The organism is Microbacterium sp. MAH-37 (assembly GCF_009758255.1).
In the GTDB taxonomy this organism is placed as follows: domain Bacteria; phylum Actinomycetota; class Actinomycetes; order Actinomycetales; family Microbacteriaceae; genus Microbacterium.
The window spans coordinates 867,364-885,431 of sequence record NZ_WSEN01000010.1; the positions used below are offsets into that span (position 1 = coordinate 867,364).

An 18,068-nucleotide genomic window follows, 5' to 3' on the forward strand; every position below is an offset into this window, starting at 1 on the left:
AAGTTGAATTAGAGTGACGAAATCACCCGCACTCGACGAAGAGGAACACACACCGTGCACGACAACCGGCCCATCGCGGAAGCCCGTCTGGAGCGCTTCATCGCCGAGTTCCTGACCCCGGCGCTCTACCGCACCGTGAGCCCGCTCGATGTGGCTGTCTTCGAGGTTCCCGACGAGCCGATCCCGGCCGCAGAGGCGCTCGCAGCCGATTACGCAGCCGTGCGGCTCCCCTACGCCTGGGGCCGGCCATGGTCCACGGTGTGGTTCCGGGCGACCGGAGCGGTCCCGGAGGAGTGGTTCGACGACGAGGGTGCGCTTCCGGCCGCCACGAGGGTGGAGCTCCTCGTCGACCTCGGCTTCTTCGGCGACCGGCCCGGGTTCCAGGCCGAGGGTCTCGGCTACCGCGCCGACGGCACCATCCTGAAGGCGGTCTCGCCGCGCGCCTCGTACCTCCCCTGGGACGGCGAGCGCACGGTCGAGTTCTACGTCGAGGCCGCGGGCAACCCCGACGTCGCGGGTGACTACGACTTCCTCCCCACGCCGATGGGTGCCAAGTCCACCGCCGGTGACGAACCGCTCTACACCGCCACGCAGTTCGCGGTCGGCCTGCTCGACGAGAACGTGTGGGAGCTCGCCCGTGACGTGTGGACGCTCGACGGGCTGATGCGCGAGCTCAGCCAGGACAACCCCCGGCGGCACAGGATCCTGCGGGCGTTCGAGCGCATGATGGACGTCGCCGACCCGCAGGACATCTCCGGGACGGCTGTCGAGGCCCGCGCCGTGATCGCCGAGGTGCTCGCCAGCCCTGCGAACGCGAGCGCGCACGAGGTCGTCGCGATCGGGCACGCGCACATCGACTCCGCATGGCTGTGGCCGTTCCGCGAGACCGTCCGCAAGTGCGCCCGCACGTTCTCGAACGTGCTGAACCTGATGGACGTCCACCCGGAGTTCCGGTTCGCCTGCTCGTCCGCGCAGCAGCTGAAGTGGATGAAGGACGACTACCCGCAGATCTTCGCGCGGATCAAGGAGAAGGTCGCGACCGGTCAATTCATCCCGGTGGGCGGGATGTGGGTCGAGCCGGACATCAACATGCCCGGCGGCGAGGCGATGGCACGGCAGTTCGTCGCCGGCAAGCGGTTCTTCCTCGAGGAGTTCGGCGTCGACACGCAGGAGGTCTGGGTGCCGGACACCTTCGGCTACTCCGCCGCGTTCCCGCAGATCATCGCCGCGTCCGGCTCGAAGTGGTTCGTCACCCAGAAGATCTCCTGGAACCAGACCAACCAGATGCCCCACCACACCTTCCTCTGGGAGGGCATCGACGGCACCCGCATCCTCACGCACTTCCCGTCGGCGGACACCTACATCTCGGAGCTGTCCGGCGCCGAGCTGGCACACGCCGAGCGCAGCTTCCGCGAGGCGGGCGACTCCTCCCTGTCGCTGATCCCGTTCGGCTGGGGCGACGGAGGCGGCGGCCCCACCCGCGAGATGATCGCCGCAGCCGGCCGGCTCCGGTCCCTCGAGGGGTCGCCGACAGTCGTCATCGACTCGCCGCAGCGGTTCTTCGAGCGTGTCGAGGAGCAGTATCCGAACCCGCCGGTGTGGTCGGGCGAGCTCTACCTCGAGCTGCACCGCGGAACCCTCACCTCGCAGCATCACACCAAGCAGGGCAACCGGCGCAGTGAGCACCTGCTCCGCGAGGCCGAGCTGTGGGCGGCGACGGCTGCCGTGCGCGAAGGCGCGGAGTACCCGTACGACGAGCTGGAGAGCGCGTGGCACGACGTGCTGCTCAACCAGTTCCACGACGTGCTGCCCGGATGCTCGATCGCCTGGGTGTACGAGGACGTCGAGCGGATGTATGCAGAGGTCGCCGCCGTCGCCGAGCGCACCATCGCGGACTCGGTCGCCGCACTGGTCGGCGAGGGTGAGCGGATGCTGGTGCTGAACGCCCGCCCGCAGGCCGAGGGCGGAGCCGCTGCGCTCTCCATCGCGCCCGCACCGGCGCCCGCCGACGGTGCGACCGTCACCGCCGCCGGTGACGGGTTCGTGCTCGACAACGGGCGGGTCCGTACGGTGATCGACGGCCGAGGACTGATGGTGTCGCTCACCGACGCGCATTCGGGACGAGAGGCCATCGCCCCGGGTGAGGCGGGCAACCTGCTCCAGCTGTTCCGCGACATCCCGAACAAGTGGGACGCCTGGGACATCGACGAGCACTACCGCCGGGTCTCCCGTGCGCTCACGTCGCCGACCTCGATCCGCTCCGAGAGCGGCGACGGCATCGCCTCGGTGATCGTCGAGCACGCGTTCGGCGGCTCGCGGATCACGCAGACCATCAGTCTCGCCGCGGGCGCCGAGGCCGTGGTGATCCGTCACGACATCGACTGGCACGAGAAGCGGCAGATGCTGAAGCTCTCGTTCCCGTTCGACATCCACGCCGACCGCAGCGCCGCCGAGACGCAGTTCGGGCACGTGTACCGTCCGACGCACGCGAACACGTCGTGGGATGCGGCCCGCTTCGAGATCTCGATGCACCGCTGGGCGCACATCGCGGAGCCCGGCTACGGCGTCGCGATCGCGAACGAGTCCACGTACGGGCACGACGTGCGCCGCGACACCCGCGACGGCGGCGGCACCACGACGACGGCGAGTCTCTCGCTGCTCCGCGGGCCGGTCTTCCCCGACCCCGAGGCGGATCAGGGGCGGCACGACATCACGGTCGCGGTCCGTCCCGGCGCCGGCATCCGCGAGGCCGTCGACGAGGGCTACCGCATGAACCTGCCGCTGCGCACGGTGACCGGAGCCCGAGCGGTGGCGCCGCTGGTCACGGTCTCGCACCCCGCGGTCCGCGTCGAGTCGGTCAAGCTGGCCGAGGATCGCTCCGGCGACCTCGTCGTCCGGCTCTACGAGTCCGAGGGAGCCAAGGCGCAGGTCGACATCACCGTCGACGTGCCCGGCGCCCACGGCATCCACACCGTCGATCTGCTCGAGCGGCGGATCGATGCTCCGGTCGGAGCGGTGCTCGAGCAGACGACTGCTCGGCTCGCGCTCAGGCCCTTCCAGCTCCTCACCCTGCGCGTTTCGAGGTGAGGCGCGCGGCGTGGCTAGGCTGGCACGTCGCGGAGTACCCAGAGATCCATCACAGTTCCCCTACGAAGGAGTAGCAGCAATGCACACATCAGCGAAGAAGCGTGCTCTCGGCATCGCCGCGTTCACCGCTCTCGCCGGGCTCGCTCTCGCCGGATGCTCCGCGCCCGGCAGCGCGGACGACACGGCTGCGGAGGTCGACCCGGACGCCAAGGTCACGATCACCGTCGGCGAGATGCCGACGGCCGACCAGGCGGCATCGCTCGAGACGTTCAACAAGCGCGTCGCCGAGTTCGAGGAGCTCTACCCGAACATCACGGTGAAGGGCGAGGAGACCACCTACGACCCGTCGACGTTCAACGCTCAGCTGGTCGGCGGCACCGCCCCCACGACGCTGGCGATCCCGTTCACCGACATGCAGGCTCTCATCGAGCGCGGGCAGGCAGCCGACATCACGGATCTCGTCGCCGACAGCGACGTCCTCTCCGCCGTGAACCCCAATCTGCAGGCCGTCGTGACCAAGGACGACAGGCAGTACGGGGTCGTGCGTCAGGCGTACACCATGGCGCTCGTGTACGACCGTGCGCTGTACAAGCAGGCAGGACTCGACCCGGATGCCGTGCCCACCGACTGGGAGGGCATCCTCGAGAACGCCAAGACGATCACCGAGAAGACCGGGAAGACCGGCTTCATCATCCCGACCACCGGCAACCAGGGCGGGTGGCTGCTGACCACGATGTCCTACTCGAACGGCTCGCTCGTGCAGAAGGTCGACGGCAAGAAGACCGAGGTCACGATCGACACCGACGCGATGAAGGACTCCCTGCAGTTCCTGCACGACGTGCGCTGGGAGGGAAACGCCGCCGGCGCGAACTTCCTGCTCGGCGGGGACGACATCCGCAACGAGCTCGGCGGCGGCAACATCGGTCAGACGATCAACGGCGGCACGATCTACAACGACCTGGTCGTCAACCGTGGCATGGACGGCGAGGACGTCGGCATCGCGCCGCTCCCGCAGGGTGCGGACGGGCTCGGCGCGCTCGGTGGCGGGGCCATCCAGTGGGTCAACCCGAAGGCCTCGGTGAACGAGCAGGCCGCTGCCCTGAAGTGGACCGAGTTCTACTGGCTCAAGAAGTACACCGACAAGGATGCGGCTGTCGCTGCAGCGGAATCCTCGGCGGCGGACGGCCGGCCGGTCGGCGCGCCGGAGCTGCCGATCGTGGACCAGAAGAGCTACGACACCTACCTGGGCTGGATCGAGCCGTACATCAACGTCAACCGCGACAACTACACCGCCTACCTGACGAGCGACCTCGCGGTCGTGCCCGAGCCCGCGATCAAGGCGCAGGAGCTGTATGCGGCCCTCGACCCGATCGCTCAGGCCGTGCTCACCGACAAGGGGGCGGACATCGACAAGCTGCTCTCCGACGCCCAGAGCGCCGTGCAGTCGCTGGTGGACGCCGGCTGACAGGCATCCCGCCGACCCTGCCGTGCGCGGCGCGACGCCGCGCACGACAGGGGTGCACCCCCCCCTTCTCCCCGCATCCCTCAGAGACGACAGGATCGACGTATGACCCAAGCCACGACGGCGGCGCAGAGGCGCCGCGCACAGCCGCTCCCTCGCCGGCTGTGGATCTGGGCGCGCGGCGGGGGCGTGACGACCTTCCTGTTCTTCGTCCCGCTGCTCTTCACGTTCGCGTACTTCGCGTGGTGGCCGATCCTCCGCAGCCTGGTGCTCGCACTGCAGAAGACGAACCTCGTCACTGAGCCCACCTGGGTGGGTCTGGAGAACTTCCAGCGCGTGCTCGCGGACCCGCTGCTGGGCACAGCCGTCGCGAACACGCTGCTCTTCGCGGGTCTCGCGATGCTCATCGGGTTCCCTGTGCCCGTGCTGCTCGCGACCTTCATGGCGGAGATGCGACGCAGCCGGCAGTTCGCCAGCGTCCTCGCCTACCTGCCGGTGATCATCCCGCCCGTGGTCTCGGTGCTGCTGTGGAAGCAGTTCTACGATCCGTCACCGGACGGCCTGTTCAACTCGGTCCTCGGGCTGTTCGGCATCGGGCCGCTCCCGTTCCTGCAGGACCCCAACACGGCGATGCTCGACATCGTGATCCAGGCGACCTGGGCCGGCTTCGGACAGTCGACCATCATCTATCTCGCCGCACTGATGTCCGTGCCGCCCGAGCTCTACGAGGCATCCGAGATGGACGGCGCGAAGGTCGTCCGCCGCTTCTGGCACATCACCCTCCCGCAGATGCGCGGGATCATGCTCCTCATGCTGCTGCTGCAGATCATCGGCACGATGCAGGTGTTCACCGAGCCGTTCGTCATGACCGGCGGAGGGCCCGTCAACCGGACGACGACCGTCCTCATGCTCATCTACAACTACGCGTTCCAGCAGGGCGACTACGGCAAGGCGACCGCCCTGAGCCTGTTGCTCGCCGTCGTGCTCACCATCGTCTCCGCGGTCTATCTGCGGCTCACCCGGAGTTGGAGCAAGTCATGACCGACACCCTCGTGCCCCCGACCACCGAGGCCCTCGTCACCGGCCGTCCCGTCGACGAGACCGTCTCGCCTCGCCGCCGTCGGCGCAAGGACGACGACCAGCAGGACAGGACCAACATCTCCGACCTCGAGCGCCGGAGCACCCGGGTCCGCGTCGGTCTGTGGATCCTCAACACCTTCCTCATCGTCGTCCTGATCGTCATCTCGGCCGGTCCGCTGCTCTGGCTGGCGAAGGCCTCGGTGTCCACGACGCAGGACATCCTGCGCGAGCCGTGGGCGTGGTGGCCCAGCGGCATCCAATGGCACAACCTCGCAGACGCCTGGACCAAGATCAACATCGGCAAGTATCTGCTGAACACCGTGTGGATCGCGGCCGGGACCTGGTTCATCGGGATGCTGGTCGCCCTCACCGGCGCCTACGGGATCTCGATACTGAAGCCCAAGTACGCGAAGGTCGTCAACGCCGGGGTGCTCGCGACGCTGTTCATCCCGGGCGTCGTGTCGCTCATCGCCCAGTACGTGACCGTGCTCGACATGCCGCTGCTGCACTGGAACCTCATCAACACGTTCTGGGCGGTGTGGCTGCCCAGCGCCGCGAGCGCCTTCAACGTGCTGCTGATCACACGGTTCTTCGACACTCTGCCGAAGGACGTGTTCGAGGCGGCGAAGATCGACGGGGCGGGTCCGTTCCAGATCTTCTGGAGGATCGTGCTGCCGATGTCGAAGCCCATCATCGGCGTCACCTCGCTGATCACGATCATCGGCGCCTGGAAGGAGTTCCTGTGGCCGCTGCTCGTGCTGCCCAGCCCGGATCTGCAGCCCTTGTCCGTCGGTCTGTACCGGATCACGGCCTCGGCGGAGATGAGCCTGCTGATGGCGGGAATGTTCATCTCGGTCATCCTTCCCGTGGTGCTGTTCCTGATCTTCCAGAAGCAGTTCCTGAAGAGCGCCGGCCAGGCCGGCGCGATCAAGGGCTGAGGCCATGACTCTGGAGATCTGGGCGGCCGTTCCGACGCCGTATGACGATGGCGGGGAACTCGCCCTGGGGCAGGTCGCAGCGCAGGCGGAGCGGCTGGCCGCCGACGGCGTCGACGGCGTCTTCGTCGGCGGGACCACAGGAGAGTTCCCGTTCCTGTCCGTCGGCGAGCGGAGAGCGCTGGCAGAGGCATGGGTGCAGGCCCGCGGAGGCCTGCGGCTCGGCGTGCACGTGGGTGCGACGGATGTGCGGGATGCCGCTGCGCTGGCAGGTCATGCCGAGAGCGTCGGCGCCGATCTGGTCTCGACCGTCGCCCCGTACTACGGTCCGATCGGGCTGACCGGGACCGTGGACTTCTTCGAGACCGTCGCCGCGGCGGCGCCGGGAACGCCCTTCTGCATCTACCACTTCCCCGGCATGACGGGCTCGCGGGTGCCGATCGTCGACATCGTCGCGGCTGCGCGCACGCGCATCCCGACGCTGTCGTCCGTCAAGTTCACGGACGAGGATCTCTCGGCGTTCGCAGCGGTGCGCGCGTCGGGGGTCGAGGCGTACTTCGGCCGCGACGAGCTGCTGCCCGCGGCGCTGGCCATGGGGGCGGATCGGGTGATCGGCAGTCTCTACAACCTGCTGGCCCCGCAGGCGCGCCGCGTGCACGACGCGGTCGCCGCCGGGCGCCTCGAGGAGGCGTTCGCCCTGCACGAGCCGTTCCGCCGGATCGCGGTGGCGGCCGGCCGGCACGGCGGACCCGCGTTCGTGAAGGCGCTGATCAGCGCTCAGGGACCCGACCTCGGTGCGACGCGCATGCCGTGGGGCCCGCTCACCGAGGAGGACGCCGCGGCCGTCGTCGCGCTCGGCTGACGACGGCCGCGGATGCCGGATCAGAGCACCAGCACGCGAGCGTCGGGACCCGCGGGGACCTCGATCACCAGATCGTCACCGCGCACGGCGACCGGCCAATCCGCACCTGCGGCGGGGAACGTCGTGCGCACGGCGCCCCCGAGGCCGGGCAGGACGACCTGGCGCGCGGCGCCGCGCGACCAGACACACAGGAAGAACGTCTCACCGCCGGAACGCAGAGCCAGGGCGATCACGTCGTCGTCCCATCCAGGCAGGCCGAGGGGCCACGACGGCACGGCGCTGCTCAATCGGTCGCGCCACGACGTGTGCAGCGCGACCGCTTCGCTCACCATTCGGGTCTGGTCCTCGCGCAGCTGCGGGAGGAAGCCGGAGAGCATGAAGCGTCCTGCCAGACCGTTCACGAGCGTCACCGCCGTCTCGCCGGCGGACATGCCGGCAGCCGGATAGGCCCAGTTCCCGGCCTGCTCGGGCAGTACGCTCGCGGGTGCTGAGGCCGCGATCGGCGCATAGTGGACAGCATCCTGCTGATCGCTCGTGGACTGCTGGTGCGCCACGGAGAGCAGCGCGTAGTCCATGCGCATCGCGCCGGAGGCGCAGTTCTCGAACAGCACCTCGGGATGCCGGGCCTGCACATCGATCAGCCACGCGCGCAGCGCCCGCGTGTGCCCGAGCAGACCGGCGCCGGCACTCGTGGTGGCGTGGTCGGTGCCCACCCCGGGGTTGATGTTGTAGTCGAGCTTGAAATAAGACACCCCGAACCGCGCGACGAGCCGGTCGACCGTCTCGTCCAGATGCGCTCTGGCCGCCGGATGGCGCAGATCGAGGTGGAGGCGCTCCGACTCGATCACGCGCTCTCCGAAGCGCTGGAAGAACGCATCGTCTGGCAGGGACTGCGCGGCGGGGGAGTCCACGCCGACGATCTCCGGCTCGAGCCAGAGGCCGGCACCCATGCCGCGGCTGCGGATCTCGTCGATCACGGACGCGAGACCGCCGGTGAAGCGGGACGGCGCCTCCTCCCACACGCCGATCGCCGACCAGTAGTCGGTGTCGTCGGTGAACCAGCCCGCGTCGATGCAGAAGACCTCGGCGCCGGCAGCTGCGGCGGCCTCGATCAACGGGAGCAGCTCCTCGGTGGACGGCTGGCCCATGAGTGTGTTCATGTAGTCGTTGTAGACGACGGGGAGGGACTCGTCCGCGGGGCGCAGCAGCCGCAGGGCGCGCCGGTACCCGGCGAGCTCGGCGAAGACGGCGTCCCGCCCGCCGTCCGCGACGACGAGACCCACCGGCACCGTCGTGAACGACGTCCCCGGTTCGAGACGCTCGGCGAACTGATGCTCCAGGTCGCCGGGACCGGATGCCGCGATCACCACCGACCCTTCGGTCTGGGCGAGCTCCCAGCTCCAGCCCGCGCTGGTCTCCACCTGCCATGCGACCGATGGGCCCCCGTCGCGCACGATCGCCCCCGTCGGCAGGTACTCGCCGGTGGACCAGGCGCCGTGGCTCGACCGGACGAACCGCCCTCGGCCGTCCTGGCGGTGCGAGTCGAGTCCGAGGTCCGGCAGAACCTCGCCGAGCCCCTGCTCGTGCCATCGACCCTCCGCCAGCCACTCGCTCTCGCCCCACAGCAGCCGCGCATCGGCGCGATCCGCGAGCTCGAGCGTGAGGGAGCTCGCGGCGGTCAGGGTCCATGCGCGGTCGGAGAGGTTGCGGATCGTCTGCGTCCACTGCAGGCCGGCGCCGACCGCACGTACAGATGTCGTGACCTCGAGACCGGTGGCGTCGTCGTGCTGGCGGATGCTCAGGTGAGAGGCATCCGCCTCATGCGAACGGTATCGGAGCCGCTCACCGGCGGCGGAGCGCACGAACGCCTGGCTGGTCCGCCGCCGGTGCTCGCCGGCGGTGAAGAGATCCACGATCGCGCGCGGCGCGACGGCGTTCTCTCCTCCGTCGATGGCCAGTGCGACAAGACTCACGGCCGCGTCGCCGGGCGCGGCGAATTCGAGAGAGAACCGTGACGTGGTCCATTCGATCCGCGTCATGCGCCGAACACCTCGTCGAGGAACTCCAGGTGCTTGAGCTGATGGGTCCACTGGCCGCCCTCGTGGCCGTTGTAGGGGTACACCTCGATGCGCTTGTCGTCGGAGCCGTAGGCGTTGAACTGCGCGAACACGGTGGACGGAGGGCACACCGCGTCGTAGAGCCCGACCGAGTACAGCGCCTTCGCGGTGGCGCGGGCGGCGAAGTTGACGCCGTCGAAGTAGCTGAGCACGCGGAAGACGTCCTCCTCCTCGCCGCGACGCGTCTGCAGGTACCGTGCGAGCTCGTTGTACGGGTTCGCGTCGGTGATCCGCAGGGCGCGGCGGTAGTGGCTCAGGAAGGGCACATCGATCATCGCTCCCGCGAGCCCGTCACTCAGGCCGGCGGCGGCGACGGCGATGCCGCCGCCCTGACTTCCCCCGGCCACGACCACGCGGCTCGGGTCGACCGCGTCGTGACTGCGGGCGGCATCCACGGCGCGGACGGCGTCCGTGAACAGCCGGCGGTAGTAGTAGCCGTCCTGGTGCTCGAGCCCGGACGACATCTGCCCCGCGATGCGGGGACCGCTGCCGACCGGATCGGCGGTCGCCGAGGCGCTGCCGCCAGACCCCTGGCCACGACTGTCCATCACGAACTGCCCGTACCCGGCGCTCGGCAGCAGGGTCCAGCTCTCCGGCACCGCCCGGCCGCCGCTGTAGCCGATGTAGCTCACGACGGTGCCGCGGATGTCTCCGTGCGCCGGCCGGACGAACCAGCCCTTGATCGGGTGGCCGGCGAAGCCGGGGAAGGTGACGTCCTCGACGATCAGGTTGCGCAGCGGCGAGTCGATCCGCTCGAACTGCGGCGCTCCGAATCCACGTGCGTCCGCGATCGTGCGCTGCCAGAACGCGTCGAAATCGGCCTCCTCCTCGCGCTCGGGGCGGTAGGCCTGAAGCTGCTCGAGGGGCATGTCGAACTGTGCCATGAATGGTCCTTCGGGTGATGGGGATGGTGTTCAGAGGCGGGCGCGCTGCGCGATGCGCGCGTGGTCCAGGCGGGAGCCGGGGAGAACGGGGGCGAGGAGTCGGAGGCCGGCTCCGGCGGTGCGCACCACGTCGCCGTCGACGGCAGCCGTCACCACGGCATCATCCAGCGGTGCGGCGCTCATGCGCAGCATCCCGGTCGCGAACGTCTCGCCCAGGCCCGACACGGCCAGATCGCGAGGGGAGGTGAGCCACGGCACGTCGATCACGATGTCATCGCCGGCCGTCACGGTCGCGCCGACCTCTGCGCCGTCGAAGCGGGCGGCGGCGAGCACCCAGTCCAGATGCAGTGCGGGGGTCTCGACCTGCACACGCGAGACGTCGGCGACGCTCGCTCCTGCTGCCAGGGGCTCGCCGTCGACGCGGACGGCGTCGGCGGATGCCCCGCGGATCCGGAAGCGCACCCGCAGGTCGCTGGTGGGGACGGCAGTCCCGGCGGGGATCGCGTCGAGGTGGATGTGCTCGTCGCCGGACGGCGTCGCGAGCGCGAGCGCCCACAGCACGCGGCCGTCCTCCTGCACCGAGCAGAACGAGCCGCCGGCGAAGCCGTGTCCGTCACGGACGACCTCGACACCGACGAATCGGGCGGGGCGCGTGATGTCCGTCGAGTCGTCTCCGGGCTCGACCCAGTACCCCAGGAGCGGCCGGCGCTGCAGCCAGGTGTCGCTGAAGTTCACGCTGCCGAGGCTGAGCGCGCCGTCCCGCCAGGTCGCCCCGACCGTGGGCACCACGACGGAGGGCACGCCGGAAGCGGCGGCCTCCGAGATCCCGGCGACCTGGCCCTCGATGTAGAAGGTGTCGGCGAACACTTCGCGCACGGTGTCGGCGGATGCCACGTGATCGAGCAGCGGACGCAGGTCGGCGGGGATCCGGTAGTCGAGCACGGCATCCTGTACGAAGTGGATGTCGGGCTCGAGGTCGGTCTTCTCGAGCAGCGGCCAGGTGTCACCGGCCACGCGCTGCAGCACCGACAGCACGCCGGGACGCAGATGCAGGTCGGTGTCGTAGCAGCGCGCCATCGGTCCGCTCAGCTGCCCGGCGGCGGGGTGCCAGTGCCGCAGGAAGTGCTCCCAGGCGACGCGTTCGAGGTCCGCGGCGAGCGGATGCATGTCCACATCGTCGACGTACTGACGGATGCCGGTGAACGCCTGCAGCACGACGTGCCAGTAGGTCGGGGAGTTGTACTCGGCGAAGCTTCCCTGCGCGAGCAGCCGGGTGTGCAGTCGGGAGAGCCGCTCGCGGCCGTACTCCGCGATGGAGTCCTCGGACGTGATCTCCCCGGCGGCCAGAGTGACGAACGCGCCCTTCACAGCGATGTTCGTGTAGTCGAGATCGACATCGCGTCGGATGATCGACCGCGCCGCGTGCACCAGTGCGGTCTCCGCGCGGCCGCGCAGTTCGGGGGCGAGCGTCTCGCCATGGCGGCGCAGGATGAGGATCAGGAACTCGCCGATGAAGTCGGCCCAGTTCCAGTCCGCCGGCGACATCTGCGCCGCCGGCTCCTCGGCCCAGTAGCCCCACAGTCCGTAGGTCTCGCTGCGCGGATCGGTGTCCTGCAGGTCGAGCACGGTGCTGAGGACGCGAGCGCCTCGGTCGGAACGGCGCTCGCCGTCGACCAGGTCGTCGCCGGCGGACGCCAGCTCGAACAGCACGAGCGCGTAGGCGAGGCTCTCACGGACACGATGCGCGCGTCCCGAGACGATGCGAGTGTGGATGGGGTTGTAGTTGGCCTCACTGAGCAGCAGGTCCCACTGCCGGTCGTACTCCGCGTCACCGGCGCGACGGGCGGCGTCGAGGGTCAGGGGGTCCGAGGTCTGGAGACGGGTCGTCATGATCGTGCGCTTTCTGGAAGAGGGAGTCGGTCGAGGCCGTGCATCTGCAGGCCGAGGTCGTCGGCCTCCGCCAGCACCGCGGCGAGGCGATCGGGATGGATGTGGTTGGCCTGGCTGCGATCTGCGATGTCATGCGCGTACAGCACGAGGGTCGCGTCGTGCTCGGCGGTCGCGCGGAGCAGCGAGCTGAGCACGTCGGCGTCGGCGAGATGCGCCTGTTCGCCCCGGCCGGTGTCCATGCCGCGGCTCGGCAGCACCGGCGTCGGCCGGCTCATGATCGTTCGCGCGGCGACGTCCCTGTCGTGGGTGCGCGCGCTGCCGGCGCGCATCCAGTCGAACAGCCGGCCCAGCACGGCATCCGACACGTCGTCGCGTCGGCTGTTCGGGTAGGCGAAGGAGCGGCAGCGCGCGCCGAGTGCGGAGAGGGCCTCGACGCTCGGGGTGATCTCGGCGCGCAGGTACCCCTCGGCGCCGAGGCCGGCGATCGCCGCATCGGCGTCGAGGTGCCGGAGTCCGTGCGATCCCACGCTGTGTCCGTCGGCGAGCAGGGTGCGGATGCCGCGCTGCTCCTCGGCATCCAGGAGGTCGGCCTCCACGACGAAGAAGGTGACGGTCGCTCCGACGTGGTCGAACAGCGGGCGCGCGGCCACCCAGGAGCCGACGTGCCGGTCGTCGAACGTCAGCAGCAGTCGCCCGCTCACTGGGCCGCCTCGCGCAGGGCGACCCCGCGCCGGCCCTGCGGGTCGATGTGGTTGTGCACGATCTGCGCTCCGTCCGGCGTGAAGGCCGGATGCGGATGGAACGGATGCGGCGCGAAGCGGGTCTCGGCGATGACGGTGCGCGCACCCGTCGCCGTGTCGATGACGACGATCGAGCTGCGGTCTCCCGCATCAGCCCATCCGCGGCCGGGCGCTGCAGCCGGACCCGTGGTGTCCACGACGACGCGTGTGCCGTCCCGGCTGATCCCGCAGTGCCAGTCGCGGTCTCCCGCGGAGATCAGCCGGGCCTCCGCGCCGACCGGCACCTCCCACACGCCACGCGGTGCGGGGCCCTCGCCGTACGCGACGATGATCGCGCCGGGCCGATGGAACATCCAGCGCTCGTGCCCGGCCTGGAGCGGATCATCGTGGTCGGCCGACAGCGCCCGCTGATCGAACAGCGAGATCCCCTGCGGCGCCAGGCGCGGATGCACGCCCCACATCCGATCCGGGATGCTCGCCGCCGGACCTTCGTGTGCGAACCCGACCCAGGCCGGGTCCGCGGGGCTGATCTGAACGTGGTTCGCCTCACCGTGCAGCGCGGTGCTGCTCTCGACGGAGCCGCTGCGCGCGTCGATCGACAGCAGCGTCCGGCTGTCGCCACGCACTTCGATCGCCGCGATCCGCGAGCCGTCCGGTGAGATCGACACGAGGCCGTCGAAGGCGGCACCCTCAGCGGCGGTGCGGACCGCACGGGGACGGGGCGCGGCATCCGACAGATCGAGGGTGAGGATGCGCCCCGCCCAGACGGTCGCGAGCAGCGGGACCTCGAGGGCCACATCGAACCAGGGGATCGCACCGGGAGCGGAGCCGATCTCGGCGAGCTCGAGCAGCGGACGAGGTGTCGCGCCGATCGCCACGTCGACGATGAGAAGGGCGTCGAGACCGGCGGAACCGACCACCATGCGCTCGCCGCCGGGAAGGAAGCCGTTGGTGTGAGGGTAGGCGCCGTAGACGCCGAGGGCGACGAAACCCTCCTTGGATGCGGCAGTCACCTGATCGCCTCTCTGCGCGTGTCCCGGCCAGTGCGAACCACTCTAATTCAATTCAATTGAGTTAGTCCACCCCCGAAGCAGGTGAGCATCGGCGAGGATAGGACGATGAGCACTTCCTTCCCCGCAGTCACCGCCGTCCGCAACGTCCGCCCCTGGGGAGGGGAGGCCAGTGACATCCTCATCGACGGCTCCGAGATCACGCAGGTCGTTCCCGCGACGGATGCTCCGATCGCGGAGACGGAGATCGACGGTCGCGGCCTGCTGGCCATCCCCGGCCTCGTCAACACCCACGCGCACGTCGACAAGTCGTGGTGGGGTCACCCGTGGCAGTCCTACGGCGGTGAGGGCGGCACCGATGGTCGCATCCGTCATGAGCGCGCACGCCGTGACGAGCTCGGCATCCCCAGCGTCGAGATCACCAGCGCGGTCCTCGCCGAGTCGGTCAAAACGGGCACCACCGAGATCCGCACCCACGTCGACGTCGACCTCGGACTCGGGCTGCGCGGCATCGAGGCCGTGCGCGAGGCCGTCGCCACCTACGACGGCGCGCTGGCCTGCGAGATCATCGCCTTCCCGCAGGACGGCGTGCTGCGCCGCCCCGGCGTGCTCGCTCTGCTGGAGGATGCCGCGAAGGCGGGCGTCGAGCACATCGGCGGCCTCGACCCGGCCGGCATCGACCGCGACCCGGTCGGCCAGATCGACGCCATCCTCGGCCTCGCCGCCGAGTACGGCACCGGCGTCGACATCCACCTGCACGACGGCGGCTCGCTGGGCGCGTTCCAGTTCGACCTCATCATCGACCGCACCCGCACCCTCGGTCTGCAGGGCAAGGTCAACATCGCGCACGGCTTCGCGATCGTCGACCAGACTCCGCAGCGTCGCGCCGAGCTGCTGGCGCAGATGGCCGAGCTCGACATCACCATGACCACCGTCGCGCCGGTGCGGATGACGCAGTTCGGCCTGCACGAGTTCGACGACGCCGGCGTGCGCTTCGGCTTCGGCACCGACGGCATCCGCGACCTGTGGAGCCCGTACGGCACCGGTGACCTGATGGGCATCGCCTGGCAGTACGCCCGCGGATCCGGCATCGTCCGCGACGAGGACCTGCTGCGCGTGGTGCAGCTGGCCACCTCGGCGGCCGCGCCGTTCGCCGGCGTCGCGCAGAACGACCTGGCCACGGGCTCGCGCGCCGACGTCGTGCTCATCGACGCGGAGAACCCGATGGACGCGCTGGTGCGCACGCTCCCCCGCGAACGTGTCATCGGCGGCGGGAAGCTGCTGTTCACGCGCTGATCACGTGATGAGGACGCCCTTCGTCTCGCTCGTTCCTCGCTCGCTCAGGGTGCGAATCTGTTCGGGTCCTGAGTGAGCGAAGCGAGACGAAGGGCGTCCGCCCGCCCGTCAGCCCCGGGGCTTCTCCGGCTCGGAGATGTCGGCGACGGTCGCGCCGTAGGCGGCGATGAGGGCGTCGGCATCGACGAACAGGCTGTAGCCGTGCGCGCCGGCGCCCATGGCCACGCGCTGCCCGACGATGGTCTCGTCGGCGTAGACCGGCCAGTCCGTGGTGCTGCCGACCGGCGTGATCGTGCCGCGCTCGTACCCGGTGGCGGCCAGCGCCAGCTCGGCCTCGGGCAGGCGCAGCTTGTTCACGCCGACGATCGCGCGCAGCTTCGGCCAGGAGATCGAGCGCCCACCGGGCACCAGCGCGAACAGGTACGTGTCATCCGAGCGCTTCACGACGAGCGTCTTCACGATGCCGGATGCCGGGATGCCGAGGATGTCCGCGGCCTCCTGCAGGCTGTTCGCCGCGGGGCGCTCGCGGATCTCGATCTCGAGTCCGCGGGCGGCCGCGGCGTCGAGCACCCTGGAGTGCCCTTCGGCCGGCTCAGTGGCCGAAGGCGTGGTCACGCGTTCGGCGGCGACAGCGGGTCGTCCGCGACCCAGAGCTCGTCGTCGGCGCGCAGCGCCTGCCAGGCGGCGGCGATCACGCCGACCGCTGCGGCGACGCCCAGGATGATGGCGATGACGCGACCGAGGCCGAGTCCGCTCTTCTCCGGGACGACGACGGTGTGGCGCACGGCACCCTGACGCTTGGCGTTGGCGACATCCCAGGCCGACAGCGCGGTGCCCACGACACCGCCAACGATCGGAACGACCTTGTCGTCGACGACGTGCTTGCCGTAGCGCACGCCCTGGTCGACGACCGGCGCGACCTTGCGGTTGTAGGTGTCCTGCACGGTGGGCACGATCTGCTCGCGGTTGAAGTTGCCCAGCTGACGGCTGGCCTCACGAGCGACATCGGCGGCCTGACCGACGAGCACCTGCTGCGACTCCCAGAGCCGGCCCGCGTCTTCCTGAAGCTTGCGCAGTTCCTTCTTGCGCTTGCGGCTGACGTTCACGTTCTCTCCCGTCGATCGGAGTTCGTTGCCCCCATCCTGCCAGATGCATTCCCCTGACGGCACAGAACCGGCCGCATTCAAAGCATCCTCTGCGAGAATGGAGGGCATGCCTCACGCTTCGCACGTCGCAACCCTGCACACCAACCACGGCGACATCGTCATCAACCTCTTCGGTGACCACGCCCCCAACACCGTCAAGAACTTCGTCGGCCTGGCCGACGGCACCGGCGAGTGGACCGACCCGGCGACCGGCAAGCCCGGCGAGGGCCCGCTGTACAAGGACGTCATCTTCCACCGCATCATCCCGAACTTCATGATCCAGGGCGGCGACCCGCTCGGTCAGGGCGTCGGCGGTCCCGGCTACACCTTCAACGACGAGATCAACATGGAGCTGAACTTCAACGCTCCCTACATCCTCGCCATGGCGAACGCCGGCCTGCGTCGCAACGCCATCACCGGTCAGGCCGAGGGCACCAACGGCTCGCAGTTCTTCATCACCACCGACCCGACGCCGTGGCTGCAGGGCAAGCACACCATCTTCGGCGAGGTCGCCGACGACGCCTCGAAGGCCGTCGTCGACGCGATCGCGTCCGTGCCCACCGCCGCGGGCGACCGCCCGATCGAGCCGGTCGTGCTGCAGTCCGTCGACATCGTCGCCGCCTGATCGCGCCCCTCCGATCCGGATGTCGACGCCCGAGTTCACGGCCAACCGTGAGAACTTCTGCTACCGGCATCCGGATCGGCAGAGCTTCGTGCTCTGCCAGCGCTGCCTGCGCACGATCTGCCCGGAGTGCCAGACGCAGGCTCCCGTCGGCGTCATCTGCCCGGAGTGCCTGAAGGACCAGCGCAAGGCCGAATCCCCCGCTCAGCGCCGAGCGCGCCGGCAGTGGGGCATGTCCTCGGCCGCCGGCGGCAAGCCGATCGTCACCTACGCGATCATGGCGGTGACCAGCCTTGTCAGCCTGATCGCGATGATTCCGGGGATCGGCGATCAGATCACGAACGCGCTGGCGTTCTTCGCGCCGTACCTCTACCCGCAGCTGAGCGGTGTGTTCGAGCCGTGGCGGCTGTTCACGGCCATGCTCGTGCACGGCGGCTTCATCCACCTCGCCCTGAACATGCTGGCCCTGTGGATGATCGGCCGCAGCCTCGAGCCGATGCTCGGCCGCTGGCGCTATCTCACGCTGTACATCCTCAGCGGCCTCGGCGGCTCGGTGATGGTGGCCTGCCTGGATCCAGGGCAGGCGACGGTCGGCGCCTCCGGCGCGATCTTCGGCCTGATGGCCGCACTGCTCATCGTCGGCCGGCACCTCGGGGCGAACGTCACCGGCATCCTGGTGATCCTGGTGATCAACTTCGTCTACGGGCTCTTCATCGGCGGGATCTCGTGGCAGGCGCACCTGGGCGGCATGCTTGTCGGCGCACTGGTGGCGTTCATCTTCACGCGCACGAAGCGGCCGAAGCAGCGCAGTCTGCAGATCGGCCTGCTCTCGGCGGTCGGCGTCGGCCTGCTGCTGGTCGTCGCTCTGGTGCCGCCGGCGCTGATCAACGCCGGCGTCTTCATCTGACCCACAGAGTTATCCACAGGGTTGTGCACAG

At 69.6% G+C, this 18,068-nt stretch carries 15 protein-coding genes; 8 read left to right on the forward strand and 7 right to left on the reverse strand.

The window, feature by feature from the left end; genetic code table 11:
* The first annotated feature begins 54 nt into the window (after positions 1–54).
* The 5 genes from GON06_RS18195 (at position 55) to GON06_RS18215 (ending at position 7,426) form a co-directional block, all read left to right on the forward strand.
* Positions 55–3,087 carry an alpha-mannosidase gene (locus GON06_RS18195; protein WP_332837710.1) on the forward strand — a complete coding sequence of 1,011 codons (3,033 nt, stop codon included), beginning with the start codon at positions 55–57 and terminating at the stop codon, positions 3,085–3,087.
* Between the two features lie 79 nt (positions 3,088–3,166).
* Positions 3,167–4,552, forward strand: coding sequence for an ABC transporter substrate-binding protein (locus tag GON06_RS18200; protein WP_157313716.1), 1,386 nt, complete (start codon positions 3,167–3,169; stop codon positions 4,550–4,552).
* Positions 4,553–4,654: 102 nt separating this feature from the next.
* Positions 4,655–5,590, forward strand: coding sequence for a carbohydrate ABC transporter permease (locus tag GON06_RS18205; RefSeq protein WP_116240352.1), 936 nt, complete (start codon positions 4,655–4,657; stop codon positions 5,588–5,590).
* A complete protein-coding gene (locus GON06_RS18210) occupies positions 5,587–6,567 on the forward strand; it encodes a carbohydrate ABC transporter permease (RefSeq protein ID WP_157313717.1) in 981 nt (326 codons plus the stop codon). Before GON06_RS18205 ends, GON06_RS18210 begins: the two co-directional genes overlap by 4 nt.
* 4 nt (positions 6,568–6,571) lie before the next feature.
* Entirely contained in the window at positions 6,572–7,426 is an 855-nt protein-coding gene (locus GON06_RS18215) for a dihydrodipicolinate synthase family protein (protein ID WP_157313718.1), read from the forward strand.
* A 20-nt stretch (positions 7,427–7,446) separates the two neighbouring features.
* Here GON06_RS18215 and GON06_RS18220 read toward each other — a convergent pair whose 3' ends face one another.
* Genes GON06_RS18220 through GON06_RS18240 form a run of 5 tightly spaced genes read right to left on the reverse strand, consistent with a single transcriptional unit; the run spans position 7,447 to position 14,070 of the window.
* Positions 7,447–9,465, reverse strand: a complete 2,019-nt coding sequence (locus tag GON06_RS18220; protein ID WP_157313719.1) for a glycoside hydrolase family 36 protein — start codon at positions 9,463–9,465, stop codon at positions 7,447–7,449.
* Positions 9,462–10,427 carry an acetylxylan esterase gene (locus GON06_RS18225; protein ID WP_157313720.1) on the reverse strand — a complete coding sequence of 322 codons (966 nt, stop codon included), beginning with the start codon at positions 10,425–10,427 and terminating at the stop codon, positions 9,462–9,464. The genes GON06_RS18220 and GON06_RS18225 overlap by 4 nt, the downstream gene beginning before the upstream one ends.
* Before the next feature lie 30 nt (positions 10,428–10,457).
* On the reverse strand, positions 10,458–12,317 hold the full coding sequence (locus tag GON06_RS18230) for a hypothetical protein (RefSeq protein ID WP_157313721.1): 1,860 nt from the start codon (positions 12,315–12,317) through the stop codon (positions 10,458–10,460).
* Positions 12,314–13,018: a polysaccharide deacetylase family protein gene (locus tag GON06_RS18235; RefSeq protein ID WP_157313722.1), complete on the reverse strand. Its 705-nt coding sequence runs from the start codon at positions 13,016–13,018 to the stop codon at positions 12,314–12,316. Before GON06_RS18235 ends, GON06_RS18230 begins: the two co-directional genes overlap by 4 nt.
* Positions 13,015–14,070, reverse strand: a complete 1,056-nt coding sequence (locus tag GON06_RS18240; protein ID WP_157313723.1) for a hypothetical protein — start codon at positions 14,068–14,070, stop codon at positions 13,015–13,017. The genes GON06_RS18235 and GON06_RS18240 overlap by 4 nt, the downstream gene beginning before the upstream one ends.
* Positions 14,071–14,175: 105 nt before the next feature.
* Here GON06_RS18240 and GON06_RS18245 point away from each other — a divergent pair, with 105 nt between their 5' ends.
* On the forward strand, positions 14,176–15,363 hold the full coding sequence (locus GON06_RS18245; protein ID WP_157313724.1) for an amidohydrolase family protein: 1,188 nt from the start codon (positions 14,176–14,178) through the stop codon (positions 15,361–15,363).
* A 108-nt stretch (positions 15,364–15,471) separates the two neighbouring features.
* Here the strand turns inward: GON06_RS18245 and GON06_RS18250 are convergent, their stop codons facing one another.
* The gene (locus GON06_RS18250; protein ID WP_332837722.1) at positions 15,472–15,933 is read right to left on the reverse strand and encodes an aminoacyl-tRNA deacylase; all 462 of its coding nucleotides are present in this window, start codon (positions 15,931–15,933) and stop codon (positions 15,472–15,474) included.
* A 41-nt stretch (positions 15,934–15,974) separates the two neighbouring features.
* Positions 15,975–16,469: a DNA helicase gene (locus GON06_RS18255; RefSeq protein ID WP_332837712.1), complete on the reverse strand. Its 495-nt coding sequence runs from the start codon at positions 16,467–16,469 to the stop codon at positions 15,975–15,977.
* A gap of 106 nt (positions 16,470–16,575) precedes the next feature.
* Here GON06_RS18255 and GON06_RS18260 point away from each other — a divergent pair, with 106 nt between their 5' ends.
* Together GON06_RS18260 and GON06_RS18265 are read left to right on the forward strand one after the other, a co-directional pair.
* Positions 16,576–17,133, forward strand: coding sequence for a peptidylprolyl isomerase (locus GON06_RS18260; protein WP_157313725.1), 558 nt, complete (start codon positions 16,576–16,578; stop codon positions 17,131–17,133).
* A gap of 19 nt (positions 17,134–17,152) precedes the next feature.
* The gene (locus GON06_RS18265; RefSeq protein WP_157313726.1) at positions 17,153–18,037 is read left to right on the forward strand and encodes a rhomboid family intramembrane serine protease; all 885 of its coding nucleotides are present in this window, start codon (positions 17,153–17,155) and stop codon (positions 18,035–18,037) included.
* Positions 18,038–18,068: the final 31 nt, after the last annotated feature.

Excerpts from the sequence above, each read along its gene's own strand:
- GON06_RS18200 (WP_157313716.1), top strand. The coding sequence starts at position 3,167 with ATGCACACATCAGCGAAGAAGCGTGCTCTCGGCATCGCCGCGTTCACC.
- GON06_RS18205 (WP_116240352.1), top strand. The coding sequence starts at position 4,655 with ATGACCCAAGCCACGACGGCGGCGCAGAGGCGCCGCGCACAGCCGCTC.
- GON06_RS18210 (WP_157313717.1), top strand. The coding sequence starts at position 5,587 with ATGACCGACACCCTCGTGCCCCCGACCACCGAGGCCCTCGTCACCGGC.
- GON06_RS18215 (WP_157313718.1), top strand. The coding sequence starts at position 6,572 with ATGACTCTGGAGATCTGGGCGGCCGTTCCGACGCCGTATGACGATGGC.
- GON06_RS18220 (WP_157313719.1), bottom strand. The coding sequence starts at position 9,465 with ATGACGCGGATCGAATGGACCACGTCACGGTTCTCTCTCGAATTCGCC.
- GON06_RS18225 (WP_157313720.1), bottom strand. The coding sequence starts at position 10,427 with ATGGCACAGTTCGACATGCCCCTCGAGCAGCTTCAGGCCTACCGCCCC.
- GON06_RS18230 (WP_157313721.1), bottom strand. The coding sequence starts at position 12,317 with ATGACGACCCGTCTCCAGACCTCGGACCCCCTGACCCTCGACGCCGCC.
- GON06_RS18245 (WP_157313724.1), top strand. The coding sequence starts at position 14,176 with ATGAGCACTTCCTTCCCCGCAGTCACCGCCGTCCGCAACGTCCGCCCC.
- GON06_RS18260 (WP_157313725.1), top strand. The coding sequence starts at position 16,576 with ATGCCTCACGCTTCGCACGTCGCAACCCTGCACACCAACCACGGCGAC.
- GON06_RS18265 (WP_157313726.1), top strand. The coding sequence starts at position 17,153 with ATGTCGACGCCCGAGTTCACGGCCAACCGTGAGAACTTCTGCTACCGG.